The following is a 12352-nucleotide window of genomic DNA, read 5'->3' as shown; positions in this document are numbered from 1 at the left end:
GCCGACGTCTTCTGGACCGGTGGATTCGGCGCGGATTTCGACGGCATCGACATTCTCCCTCGACTTGCTCCGGCAAACGGTCGAGCGCAGCGAATGTTCCTAAGCCGCTGCGTCGCCTGCCGCCTCCGACAGGAAAGTAAAGACATAATCGGAGAAGGAACGCCAGCATTCGACCCGGAACGCATCGGCCGCGGTGCGCAACAGCACAATCTCGACCTTGCCCAGAATGGTGCGCGACGCCGCGCCTACCGGAAAGGCGTCAAGCGACAGATCCTGCGGGCAGCCTGAATTGATTGTTGCCGCGGCTGCCGGGCCGGTGACCGATATGGCGACGTTGCGATGCGAGATGCCGACCGCCGAATGCAGCGCGGTCACCTCAACGCAGTCGGCGAGCGGATCTTTTGCCGCCTCGTCGATGACCAGCCATTCGTCCGGCCCTAGCCACAATGCAGTGCGCCCGGCCTTTGCCGCCGAGGTTTTGGGCTTTCGCGGCAGGGTCACGCCGAGCGCCTTCGAAAGCGCCGTGACTGAGGCCTCCGGCGCGCGCAGCGAAATGCGCTCCGCCGGCGGCAACACAGCAAGTGCGACGCCGGTGGCGGAAAATTCCTGGCCGGCGAGCGCCGGGCGGCGTTCGGCCGACGGCGCAGTGGCGGCAGTTTTCTTCGCGGCGGCCTTAGCCATTGAGGCGCTCCCCCTTCTGGTCGAAGAACACCATGCCGGTGACCTCCACCTCGATCGTCCCGTTTGGCATCGGCACGTAAAGCGTCTCGCCCGTCCGATCACGGCCTCCGGCAACCAGAGCCAGCGCGATCGAGCGGCCGCAATTTTGCGACCAATAGCTGGAGGTGACATGGCCGATCATGGTCATCGGGATCGCCTGCTTCGGATCGCCGACGATCTGCGCGCCTTCTTCCAGCACCACCTTGGGGTCCTTGGTCTTCAGGCCGACAAGCTGCTTGCGGCCCTTGGCGACAAGATCCGGCCGCGCCATGCCGCGAATGCCGACGAAATCGGTCTTCTTCTTGCCGACCGCCCAGTCGAGACCGGCATCGCCAGGCGTCACCGTGCCGTCGGTGTCTTGGCCGACGATGATGTAGCCTTTTTCGGCGCGCAGCACGTGCATCGCCTCGGTGCCGTAAGCGCAGGCGCCATGCTTCTGGCCCTCGGCCCACAGCGCTTCCCAGACGGCCTGGCCGTGGTCGGCGGGCACGTTGACCTCGAAACCGCGCTCGCCGGTGAACGACATGCGGAACAGCCTCGTCGGCACGCCGCAGATCTTGCCTTCGCGCACCGACATATGCGGCAGCGCGTCGTCCGACATGTCGATGCCTTCGACCAGCGGCGCGATGATGTCCCGAGACTTCGGTCCCTGCACGGCGATCACCGCCCACTGTTCGGTGATCGAGGTCAGCCAGACGTTGAGATGCGGGAACTCGGTCTGGAGGTAATCCTCCATATGGTTCATCACCCGCGGCGCGCCGCCCGTCGTCGTCGTCACATGGAAACGGTCCGGCGCCAGTCTTCCAACGACACCGTCATCATAGATGAAGCCGTCCTCGCGCAGCATGATGCCATAGCGGCAGCGGCCGGGCTCCAACTTCTCCCACGGATTGGTGTAGAGCAGTTCCATGAACTTGGCCGCATCCGGCCCGACCACCTCGATCTTGCCCAGCGTCGAGGCATCGAACAGGCCGGCGGTCTTGCGCACGGTGACACACTCGCGATCGACGGCGGCATGCATGTCTTCGCCCGCTTTGGGAAAATACCAGGCGCGCTTCCATTGGCCGACATCCTCGAACACGGCACCTTGGCGCTCGGCCCAGGGATGAATCGCCGTCTTGCGGGTCGGGTCGAAGAGCGGACCCCGCGCGTGTCCGACGATCGAGCCGAAGGTGACCGGCGTGTAGGGCGCGCGGAACGTCGTCAGGCCGACTTGCGGGATCGGCTTGCCCAGCGTCTCGGCTGCGATGGCCAGTCCGTGCATGTTGGAGGTCTTGCCCTGGTCGGTCGCCATGCCGTTGGTGGTGAAGCGCTTGACATGCTCGATCGAGCGCATGCCTTCATGCACCGCCTGGCGGATGTCCTTGGCGGTGACGTCGTTCTGGAAATCGACGAAGGCCTTTACCGTCGTGTCCGCACCGGCGCCGGGCGCCGCACCCAGCATGCCGCGCGACCAACTCTCGCTGGTGTCGACCTTCGGCTTAGCGCTGGCGCCGGCATTCTTGACGCCCGCATCCTTGGCCGCCTTGGCGCCCGCCGCATAGGCCTCGTCGATCGTCGCCGACAGCCCGTCCGTGCCGTTGCAGGCGCCGACGGAAACGCAGTCCTGCGCATAGGCGCCGGGCACGAAGCGCTTGGTCTCGTCGTTGAAGGCAACCTTGCCGCGCGACTGCGAGAACAGATGCACCGACGGCGTCCAGCCGGCCGACATCAGGATCGCGTCGACCGGGATGGTGCGCTCGCCGCCACCGTTCTTCGGCTGCACGGTCATCGACGCGACGCGCAATTTGCCGCCGGCGCGGATCACCGCGCGGCCGAAATTGACCTCGATGCCGAGCGCCCTCGCCTCGTCGATCACCGGTCCGGTCGGGTTGTCGCGCAGGTCGACGATCGCCGCCACGCCGACACCGGCCTTCTTCAGGTCGATCGCCGCCGCATAGGCGGAATCATTGGCCGTATAGACGCCGACATTTCTGCCGACCGCGACGCCGTAATGGTTGAGATAGGTGCGCGCTGCCGACGCCAGCATGATGCCGGGCCGGTCGTTGTCGGCAAACACCATGTGCCGCTCGATGGCGCCGGTTGCCAGCACCACGCGGTTGGCGCGGACCTGCCACAGCCGCTCGCGCGGCAGGTCGCGGCCGGGGTTCTGCAGATGATCGCTGACGCGCTCGACCAGCCCGACGAAATTCTGCGCGTAATAGCCGAAGGCCGTCGTGCGGGACAGCACGCGGACATTGTCCATGGCCTTGAGCTTGGCGACTGCACCTTGCGCCCAGGCAAAACCATCCTGGCCGTCGATCCTGGCGCCACTCTCGAAACGAAGGCTGCCGCCGAAATCCGCCTGTTCGTCGGCAAGGATGACGCGCACGCCGGTTTCGGCCGCGGCAAGTGCGGCGGCGATGCCGGCAGCGCCACCGCCCACCACCAGCACGTCGCAATGGGCATAGCGCGCCGAATAGTGGTCGGGATCCGGCTGGTCGGGGGCGACGCCGAGGCCGGCCGCAGCCCTGATCTTGGGCTCGTAGAGGTTCTTCCAGGCGGACTTCGGCCACATGAAGGTCTTGTAGTAGAAGCCCGCCGAAAGCAGCGGCGAGGCGATGTCGCCGACCGCGCTGACGTCGAAGGAAAGCGACGGCCAGCGGTTCTGCGACTGTGCCGTCAGCCCGTCATAGAGCTCCTGCACGGTGGCGCGGACATTCGGCGTCTTGCGCGCTGCGTCGCGCTTGACTTCAACCAGCGCGTTGGGCTCTTCCGCCCCGGCGGACAGGAAGCCGCGCGGCCGGTGGTATTTGAACGAACGGCCGACCAGATGGACGCCGTTGGCAAGCAGCGCCGAGGCCAGCGTATCGCCCTCGACACCGGCATAGGGCCGGCCGTCGAAGCTGAAGCTGGCCGTCTCTGCCTGCTTGAGGCGCCCAGCGCCGGGAATGCGGAACGCTGCGATCATTTGGAGGCTCCCGGCAGCTTCGCGGGCTTCGGCTCGCCGGCCTTGTAGGTCATCAGGAACCTGTCGCTGACGGTATCGCGCACGGCATTGAAGAACCGCGCGCAGCCATGCATGTGCCGCCAGCGCTCATAGATGATGCCTTTGGGATTCGAGCGGATGAAGAAGAACTTTTCGAAGTCGTCATCGCTTGTCGCGGCCATATCTGACGAACGTGCAATATGCGCCTCGCCGGCGTTGCGGAATTCGAGTTCCGGACGCTCTTCCTCGCAATAGGGGCAGCGGATGAGAAGCATGATTGTTCCTACAATTCGCCGTGGCCGACGCGAGCGCCGGCAGGTTGATCGCAAAGCCTCTGGCCCAACGTCACGAAAGGAGCGACGAGCCGGATGCGCTCCTCGATGCTTGCCGCGGGGCGAAAAAGCGCGCGGTTCGCCATGTTGCCGATAGTGAGCTGGATCGGATCGGTGGTGACGATGAGGCCGCGCGGCTCGAATGGCTCGTCCTCGTCCAGATCGGATGGCCGGCCTTCAAAGAAGGAAACGATTCTTTGCCCGCCGCTCCAGACGCAGGCCAGAACGCCGTCATCGACAGCAAACGGCCATTCCGCCTCGTTTTCGGCGCGACTGATCGGCTGCACGCGCACCTCGTCCGGCGACGGAAAATGAAACAGGCCTTGCTCTCCCGCGAGCATCAGCGGCATGGCGACAGCCATCTCGGCCATCATCAGTGCGCCACCGCCGCCGCAGCCGCCTCGTCGATCAGGCGACCGGTGCGGAAGCGCTCGATGGTGAAAGGCGCATTGATCGGATGCGGATCGTCCCTGGCGATGGTGTGGGCAAAGACATGGCCCGATCCGGGCGTTGCCTTGAAGCCGCCCGTGCCCCAGCCGCAATTGACATAGAGACCGGGCACCGGCGTCTTGGCCAGGATCGGCGAGCGGTCGGGCGTCACGTCGACGATGCCGCCCCACGAACGCAGCATCTTCATGCGGGTGAACATCGGGAACATCTCGCAGATGGCGTCGAGCGTGTGCTGCAGGATGTGCAGGCCGCCGGTCTGCGAATAGGAAATATACTGGTCGGTGCCGGCGCCGATGACCAGCTCGCCCTTGTCGGACTGCGAGATATAGGCATGCACGGTGTTCGACATCACCACGCAGGGGAATACCGGCTTGACCGGCTCCGACACCAGCGCCTGCAGCGGATAGCTTTCCAGCGGCATGCGCACGCCGGCCATGTTCATGATGACGGACGAATGGCCGGCGGCAACGACGCCGACCTTCCTGGCGCCGATGAAACCGCGCGTCGTCTCGACACCCATGACCGCACCGTTCGGCGCCCGCTTGACGCCGGTGACCTCGCAATTCTGGATGATGTGGACGCCGCGCGCCGAAGCGCCGCGCGCATAGCCCCAGGCAACGGCATCGTGACGGGCGGTGCCGCCGCGACGCTGCAGCGTCGCGCCCATCACCGGATAGCGGGCATCGCGCGAAATGTTGAGCGGCGGGCAGAATTCCTTCGCCGCTTCCGGCGTCAGCCACTCATTGTCGATGCCGTTCAGCCGGTTGGCGTGGACATGGCGCTTCAGCACCTGGATGTCGTGGACATTATGCGCCAGCATCATGACGCCGCGTGGCGAATACATGACGTTGTAGTTGAGCTCCTGGCTGAGCCCGTCCCACAGCTTCAGCGCATGGTCGTAGATGCCGGCGCTCTCGTCATAGAGATAGTTGGAGCGGATGATGGTGGTGTTGCGGCCGGTATTGCCGCCGCCGAGCCAGCCCTTTTCCAGCACCGCGACATTGGTGATGCCGTGCACCGTGGCGAGGTAGTAGGCGGTGGCCAGGCCATGGCCGCCGGCGCCGACGATGATGACGTCGTACTCCTTCTTCGGCTCTGGCGAGGACCACTGTTCCTCCCAGCCCTTGTGGCCGCGCATGGCCTCACGGGCGATGGCGAATACCGAGTATTTCTTCAACGTTCCAGCCTCGCAGATAGCGGCCGGGCATCCAATCGAGCGCCGGCGCGCGAGGTGTATCACTAGCGAAACAGCGCTGCCAGCCTTGCGCTGTTTGCGACGGCGCTTGCCGTTTTGCGCCGCGACAAAAAAGACCGGTCCGAAGCGGCGGGCCGAACGACGATGCATCCGGGCACCTTCGCAGGTATCGGGTGGCTCGCGCCGCCTCGACCTGCGATCAACACCCCGATTGCCGGCCAAGCTGGCGCGAAAAAAGGATGCAAAAAAATGTTCGCACTCACCAACAAGGTCGCCATCGTCACCGGCGCCAGTTCCGGCATCGGCCGCGCCACGGCAAAACTCTTTGCCGAGGCAGGCGCCAAGGTGGTCGTCGCTGCCCGTCGCCAGGCAGAGCTGGACGCGCTCGTCGCTGAAATCGAGGAAGCCGACGGCACCGCGATCGCCCTTGCTGGCGATGTCCGAGACGAAGCCTATGCCAATGCCCTTGTGGATCTTGCGGTGGACAGGTTCGGCGGTCTCGACATCGCCTTCAACAACGCTGGCTCCGTCGGCCAGATGGGACCGGTTCCCGACATGTCGCTGAAGATGTGGCACGAGACCATCGACATCAATCTGACCGGCGCCTTTATCGGTGCAAAATACCAGGTGCCGGCGCTGCTGGAACGCGGCGGCGGCTCGCTGATCTTCACCTCCAGCTTCGTCGGTCGCACCGCCGGCATGCCGGGCATGGCCGCTTACGCTGCGGCCAAGGCCGGGCTGATCGGTTTGACGCAGGTTCTGGCGGCCGAATACGGAGCACAAGGGTTGCGCGTCAACGCGCTGCTGCCCGGCGGCACCGACACGCCGGGCGCGACGACGACCACACCCGAGGCCCGGGCTTTCGTCGAAGGCCTTCACGCCCTGAAACGAATGGCGCAGCCGGATGAGATCGCCCGCTCGGCGCTCTACCTGGCATCGGATGCGTCGAGCTTCACCACCGGAACTGCGCTGTTCGCAGACGGCGGTGTCTCGATCAACCGGACGTGAGGCATTTCCCGCGTGGGCGAGCGAGCCGCAATGTCGCAAAGGCGGTCTTGCTTTCCAGCGCGATTTGGCGATTTCTTCGGACACTGCTGTTCGAAGACGGGCCTAAAACATGCTGCTGATCAGGACCTACATCGCCGCGAGCGCAATCGAAGGCGTCGGCGTCTTTGCCGCCGAGCCGGTCCGGAAAGGGACGTCGATCTGGCAGCTCGATCCGGACTTCGACCGCCTGATCCCGATGGAAAAATATGAGGCGGCGCCGCCGCACCTCCAGGAATTGCTCGACAGATATGCCTATCCAAGTCCGGACCGGCCCGGATTCATGGTCTATGAAGTCGACAATGGCCGCTTTATGAACCACGCCGAACGGCCGAACACGGACTTTTCGCAGCATGGCGGGGCAACCGCGATCCGCGACATAGCGGCGGGCGAGGAAATAACCTGCGACTACGGTGAGTTCTTCGAGGATTTCGAGCGGCTTCATTTGGCCACGGCGTCATAGCGATCTGGTTGCGTCGTTGAAGAAAACCCGGAGCGATGATCGGCTCCGGGCCAAATTTCCAGCCCCCAGCTTTAGTTCCGGTGGGCGTGCGGCTCGTCGGTATGCCGGCCGTCATACTGCAGGTCCAACTCGCGAATTGCCTCCTGGCCTTTCTGCGGATCGACCAGGGTGAGAAGCGCGTCGATCTTGGCCTCCATCCGGTCGGTACCCTCCTTCGATTGCGGCGAGCCGACGAAGAGCAGGAACGCCAGGCCACCGACCTGCCAAAGCAGTTGCAGGAATTCCGATTGCCAGTTTTCGAGCGTGTCGCGGCTCATCTCGATCAGATAGCCGCCGAACTCGGGCGGTTGGCCAAGCGCTCGCTGCTCGTCAAGATAGGCGAACCAGCCGAAAACCCAGTGGCCGACAAGCGAGATGATGAAGAAGCCGAGGGTAATCCAGGCATAGCTGTAAGCCCGCCACACCGAAGATGGCTTCACTTTGCCCGACGGCCTGCTGTCCTCACCGCTTGGCATCGTCGCTGTCCGACGCCGTGCGAGCCAGGAACTGCTCCGTGGTCGCGGGCAGGTTGTTTTTCAGCCACTCGGCCATCGCCTCCTCTTCCCGCAGGTTTTGCTCGCAGACGCGGGCGACCTCTGTTTCGCCAAGAGATTCGGCGGCCGCGATGAGGATCCTGTAGGAGGCAATCTCCATATGCTCGAAAGTGTAGCTCGCGAGTGAGCCTTTCATCACCTCGTCCCCTGCGAAGACGCCGCTCAGGGACTGCGCCGCCGCCATCAGCTTGCCGCCGGCGTCCTTCAGCGTGGATGTATCCTCGTCCAAACTTTCCAGGCAAGTTCTGAGGCGTGCGGCCTGCCCCTTCGTCTCGTCGACGTGCTGGCTGATGCGCTTACTGAGCTCGGGATAGCTCTCCAGCCGGCTCAGCTGTCCATTCAGCATGGTTTCGGCCTGCTCCTCCATCGCATGCGCGTCCCTGAGCCACTGGATAAGCCATTCACGGGTGTCTGACATCGGTTTTCTCCTCTGCTTGCGTCGCCGCAACAACCACCGGGGAGCGAAGTTGGTTCCTTCATCGATAAAGCCAGGCGGGCCGTTTTTGTCGGATTGAGGCAGCAGAAATTTATCGGTGGCGGAGAAATGCCAACGATCGCTCATCCGCGCGACAGGGACCCCTATCGAGAAGGCCGACACACCGCCCGAGGTCGCGATTCTTGCTTTTTGACGGCAGTTATGCTAGGTATTTTGGCATGGTGCTGATTTGCGCCGACGACCCGCCGCCGAGGCGGGTTTTTCGTTTCGGCAGTGGACAGAGCGGCATGATTCTGCTATCAGCCGCCACAATTCGTGGTGTAAATCGCTGCGGAGGCTAGTGGCTATGGCCGCTTGCCTGTTGATATCAAACACGAAAGACAGGATTGCCCGTGCAGGTACTCGTCCGCGACAACAATGTTGACCAGGCGCTTCGCGCGCTCAAGAAAAAGATGCAGCGCGAAGGCATCTTCCGCGAAATGAAGATGCGCGGACATTACGAGAAGCCGTCCGAGAAGCGCGCCCGCGAAAAGGCGGAAGCCGTTCGTCGCGCCCGCAAGCTGGCCCGCAAGCGCGCCCAGCGCGAAGGCCTGCTGCCGATGACGCCGCGCCCGGTGGCGGCTGGTGGTGCTGCTGGCGCCGGCGCTCCGCGTCCGCCGCGGTTCTGACGCCAATTTTTCGTCCTTTTCGAAGGATATCCAAGGTGGCGCGATGCGTAATCGCCGCCACCTTTTTATTTTGAATTCCTCGATTCGGAGAGGCCGGTTCGCGAGGCCGGTTCGGAGGGGGAACAGACCTGACGGCGCGGCGGGCAGTGAGGACAGAGCAGACATGAACGCAATAAGCGTGGAGCGCAGAACCGCATTGCGCGGCTTTGCACTGACGGCAACCTTGCTTTCCGGGCTGGCGCTCGCCGGCTGCCAGACAGCCCCGACCGGCGAATTCACCAACATCGACAAGGCACAAGGGTCGGCCGAGAACATCTCCTCGCTGTCGGCCGTTATCCAGCGCAGTCCCCAGGATCCGGAAGGCTACAATGTGCGTGGCTCGGCCTATGGTCGCGGCGGCCAGTATCAGGCGGCGCTCAAGGACTTCAACACCGCCATCCAGCTCAATCCGAATTTCTACCAGGCCTATTCGAACCGTGCTCTCATCCAGCGCTTCCTCGGCGACCAGGCAGCCGCGCTTACCGACTACAACCGCTCGATCCAGATCAATCCCGACTATGACGCCGCCTATATCGGCCGCGGCAATCTCTACCGCAAAGCCGGCCGCACCCAGGAAGCGTTCAACGATTTCCAGAAGGCGATCCAGCTCGACACGACCGATGCGCGCGCCTACCACAATCGCGGCCTGATCTATCAGAGCCAGGGCCAGCACGCTTTCGCCATCGAGGATTTCTCGACCGCCATCTCGCTGGCGCCGGACGCCGCCGAACCCTACAATGGCCGCGGCCTCTCCTACCTCGCCATGAACGACGAGGATAATGCCTTCGCCGACATCAACATGGCGATCAAGCTCGACGGCAAGAATGCCGAGGCCTGGTCCAACCAGGCGCTGATCTACGAGCGGCGCGGCGACAAGGCCAAGGCGGCGAAATCCTACCGCGAGGCAGTGCGTCTTAATCCCACCTACCAGCCGGCCAAGGACGGCCTGGCGCGCACCAGCGCCGGCTGACCGACGGCGACGTTGGGCCTGATATGGCAGGCCTGCCGTTTGGCATGCCTTCGAAGCCTTCAATCACTGTGCGTTAACGCCCGCCTTGATCGCGCCAAGTTTTCGGCGGAACGCTCGGGATGCTCAGCCGTTGTTCAAGGCAATTCGCAAAAGGACCCCTCCCATGATCAAGAAACTCGCCTGTGCCGCCGCCCTCGCCACCACGGTGCTCGCTGCCCCTGCCAGCGCGGGCAAGCTGGAGCTCGGCGTGCTCGACTGCACCATCGATGGCGGCACCGGCTATATCGTCACATCCAACAAAGGCGTGGCCTGCACCTTTCGCCCCCATCATGGCGGCCCGCCCGAAGCCTATACCGGGGTCATTTCCAAACTCGGCGTCGACGTCGGCAAGACGCACCAGGGCGAATTGATATGGGCGGTTCTGGCGGCCACTCGCGACCGTGATTCCGGCGATCTTGCCGGCAGCTATTATGGCGTCAACGCCGAGGCCAGCCTGGTGACCGGCGGCGGCGCCAATCTGCTGGTCGGCGGCTTGAACAGCGCCTTCTCGCTGCAGCCTCTCAACGTACAGGCGCAGACCGGCGTCAACCTGGCAGTCGCCGTCACCTCGCTGGAGCTGATCCACTCTTTCAAATAAGCGGCATTGCGTAGCTCTGCGCGGCGGAACAGGACAGGACCTGTTCCGCCGCCATGATTTTTGGGAACCGCCACGTCAATGATGTTCACAGCGATCGCCATGATCGCCGCCGGCATCAATCTTCTAAAGCGCGTCGCGTTGAAACGGATTCAATCGACGCGCTTTAAGCCTTTGTTTTATGCATGTCGTTATCCCAAAACCGCTGCGCACTTTTGGGCGACATGCACTATCATGCTGACTTCCCGCCTTCAGCATCCTCGGTGCACCCGCAAAAAACCTCTTGAACTCAACTGCGGTTGAGGTTTTACAACCCGTCCCCGAAGCGCCGCGTGCCATCTGGAGACGAAGAGCGCTCCACCATTTTTTGAATCGGCGTATAAGAAAGTTCGGAGGGCGGGGTGACCGAAACCAGCACAAACAGGGTCGATTGGCGCGCGCTGTGGGCGAGCGGCGATCTGGCGCGCTTCTGCTTCATCAGCCTCGGCATCCTGCTGCACGCCACCAACGAAACCATGGTGGCAACGGTGATGCCGGCCATGGTCGGCGAACTCGCTGGCGTTCAGCTGGTCGGCTGGTCGCTGGCGATCTACGAGCTCGGCGCCATCGTCGCCGGCGCTGCCGCCGGGCGGCTGGTGAGCTACGTCGCGCTGCGTACCAACATGGTGGTGGCCGCCCTGCTTTATGCGGCCGGCGCACTGGTCTGCGCCATCGCGCCCTCCATGCCGCTGTTCCTGGCCGGGCGCCTGATCGAGGGGTTTGGCGGCGGCGCGCTGGTGTCGCTGGCCTTCGTCTCGGTCGAGCGGTTATTTCCACGCGCCATCTGGCCGCAGCTTTTCGGCATCATGTCGGCGATCTGGGGCGTCGCCGCCTTCAGCGGGCCGGTGCTGGGCGCGTTGATGACCGAGTTGCTCTCCTGGCGCTGGGCTTTCGGCGTCTTCACGCTCGGCGGCACGGCCATGGCGTTGGCGAGCTTCATCGTGCTCGACACGCCTGAGGCGACCAGGCCGCAGGCGATCACTGGGACGGCGCCGCCCTTCCCCTTTGCTGCGCTCGGCTGCCTTGCCGTCAGCGTCGTGCTGATCGCCACGGCCGGGGTCGACATTGCCCTGCTGCGTTCCTCCCTGCTGCTGACCCTCGGCCTGATCGGGCTCGCGCTGTTTGTCCGCATCGATGCGCTGAAGCCGCGCTCGCGGCTGTTCCCGTCGCGGCTGTTCTCTTGGCGCTCGCCGGTCGGCGCAGGCATGACCATGGTCGCCGCCTTCTCCGTGGCGACCTGTTCCTTCGCCGTCTACGGACCGCTGCTTCTGACCAGCCTGCACGGCATTCCGATCCTGACCACCGGCTACATCATCGCCGCCGAATCGATCGCCTGGTCGATCCTGTCGATCCTCGTCGCCAATGCGCCGCCGGAGCGCGAGAGGCTGATCATCACCGGCGGCGCGCTGATGATCGCGATGGGCATCGCCGGTTTCGCCTATGCCGTGCCGGCGGGTTCGATTCCGCTGATCCTGTTCTGCGCCTTACTGCAAGGCGGCGGCTTCGGCATTGCCTGGCCCTTCGTCACCCGCGTGATCGTGGCATCGGCCAGGGATGGTGAGCAGACGATCGCCTCTGCCGCCGTGCCGACCATGCAGCGCATCGGCTATGCGGTCGGTGCAGCACTGACCGGCATCGTCGCCAACGCCAGCGGTTTTTCCGAAGGCCTGAACCGAGAGGCGGCAGCGAATGTCGCCACCTGGTTGTTCCTCGCCTTCGTGCCACTCGGCCTTCTGGGATGCCTTGCAGCCCTGAGGATCTCGGGGCCGGCAGCCCGGCCACAGGAAGCGACGGGCTAGAC

The 12352-nt window shown here is 64.1% G+C and carries 13 protein-coding genes; 6 read left to right on the top strand and 7 right to left on the bottom strand.

Features of this window, described 5'->3' with window-relative positions:
• Positions 1-99: 99 nt before the first annotated feature.
• From EOC93_RS29300 to EOC93_RS29280, 5 genes are read right to left on the bottom strand one after another with little or no spacing between them, the layout of a single operon-like run.
• Positions 100-681, bottom strand: a complete 582-nt coding sequence (locus EOC93_RS29300) for a sarcosine oxidase subunit gamma (protein ID WP_127206346.1) — start codon at positions 679-681, stop codon at positions 100-102.
• Entirely contained in the window at positions 674-3670 is a 2997-nt protein-coding gene (locus EOC93_RS29295; protein ID WP_127206345.1) for a sarcosine oxidase subunit alpha, read from the bottom strand. Before EOC93_RS29295 ends, EOC93_RS29300 begins: the two co-directional genes overlap by 8 nt.
• On the bottom strand, positions 3667-3963 hold the full coding sequence (locus tag EOC93_RS29290) for a sarcosine oxidase subunit delta (RefSeq protein ID WP_095488500.1): 297 nt from the start codon (positions 3961-3963) through the stop codon (positions 3667-3669). Before EOC93_RS29290 ends, EOC93_RS29295 begins: the two co-directional genes overlap by 4 nt.
• A gap of 8 nt (positions 3964-3971) precedes the next feature.
• Entirely contained in the window at positions 3972-4394 is a 423-nt protein-coding gene (locus EOC93_RS29285) for a hypothetical protein (RefSeq protein ID WP_095488501.1), read from the bottom strand.
• Positions 4394-5647: a sarcosine oxidase subunit beta gene (locus tag EOC93_RS29280; RefSeq protein WP_095488502.1), complete on the bottom strand. Its 1254-nt coding sequence runs from the start codon at positions 5645-5647 to the stop codon at positions 4394-4396. The genes EOC93_RS29285 and EOC93_RS29280 overlap by 1 nt, the downstream gene beginning before the upstream one ends.
• Before the next feature lie 267 nt (positions 5648-5914).
• On the opposite strand from EOC93_RS29280, the gene EOC93_RS29275 reads away from it, so the two are divergent.
• The gene (locus tag EOC93_RS29275) at positions 5915-6673 is read left to right on the top strand and encodes an SDR family oxidoreductase (RefSeq protein WP_095488557.1); all 759 of its coding nucleotides are present in this window, start codon (positions 5915-5917) and stop codon (positions 6671-6673) included.
• Between the two features lie 109 nt (positions 6674-6782).
• On the top strand, positions 6783-7172 hold the full coding sequence (locus EOC93_RS29270) for an SET domain-containing protein-lysine N-methyltransferase (RefSeq protein WP_095488503.1): 390 nt from the start codon (positions 6783-6785) through the stop codon (positions 7170-7172).
• Between the two features lie 71 nt (positions 7173-7243).
• Here the strand turns inward: EOC93_RS29270 and EOC93_RS29265 are convergent, their stop codons facing one another.
• Together EOC93_RS29265 and EOC93_RS29260 are read right to left on the bottom strand one after the other, a co-directional pair.
• Complete coding sequence (locus EOC93_RS29265) at positions 7244-7687, bottom strand: DUF6766 family protein (protein ID WP_095488504.1); 444 nt, start codon at positions 7685-7687, stop codon at positions 7244-7246.
• On the bottom strand, positions 7674-8183 hold the full coding sequence (locus EOC93_RS29260) for a DUF892 family protein (RefSeq protein ID WP_127206347.1): 510 nt from the start codon (positions 8181-8183) through the stop codon (positions 7674-7676). Before EOC93_RS29260 ends, EOC93_RS29265 begins: the two co-directional genes overlap by 14 nt.
• A 410-nt stretch (positions 8184-8593) precedes the next feature.
• On the opposite strand from EOC93_RS29260, the gene rpsU reads away from it, so the two are divergent.
• The 4 genes from rpsU to EOC93_RS29240 all read left to right on the top strand — a co-directional run bounded on the left by rpsU (position 8594) and on the right by EOC93_RS29240 (position 12350).
• Positions 8594-8869: a 30S ribosomal protein S21 gene (rpsU, locus tag EOC93_RS29255; protein ID WP_095488505.1), complete on the top strand. Its 276-nt coding sequence runs from the start codon at positions 8594-8596 to the stop codon at positions 8867-8869.
• Positions 8870-9032: 163 nt separating this feature from the next.
• Positions 9033-9878, top strand: coding sequence for a tetratricopeptide repeat protein (locus EOC93_RS29250; protein ID WP_095488506.1), 846 nt, complete (start codon positions 9033-9035; stop codon positions 9876-9878).
• Positions 9879-10041: 163 nt separating this feature from the next.
• Positions 10042-10515: a DUF992 domain-containing protein gene (locus EOC93_RS29245; protein ID WP_127206344.1), complete on the top strand. Its 474-nt coding sequence runs from the start codon at positions 10042-10044 to the stop codon at positions 10513-10515.
• Between the two features lie 398 nt (positions 10516-10913).
• Complete coding sequence (locus tag EOC93_RS29240) at positions 10914-12350, top strand: MFS transporter (RefSeq protein ID WP_127206343.1); 1437 nt, start codon at positions 10914-10916, stop codon at positions 12348-12350.
• The last annotated feature ends 2 nt before the right edge of the window (positions 12351-12352 follow it).

The sequence above is a fragment of the Mesorhizobium sp. M6A.T.Ce.TU.002.03.1.1 genome (assembly GCF_003997275.1).
Classification (GTDB): Bacteria; Pseudomonadota; Alphaproteobacteria; order Rhizobiales; family Rhizobiaceae; genus Mesorhizobium; species Mesorhizobium mediterraneum.
The sequence above is the reverse complement of the archived record's forward strand: the minus strand, read 5'-3'. Positions and strand labels throughout refer to the sequence as shown.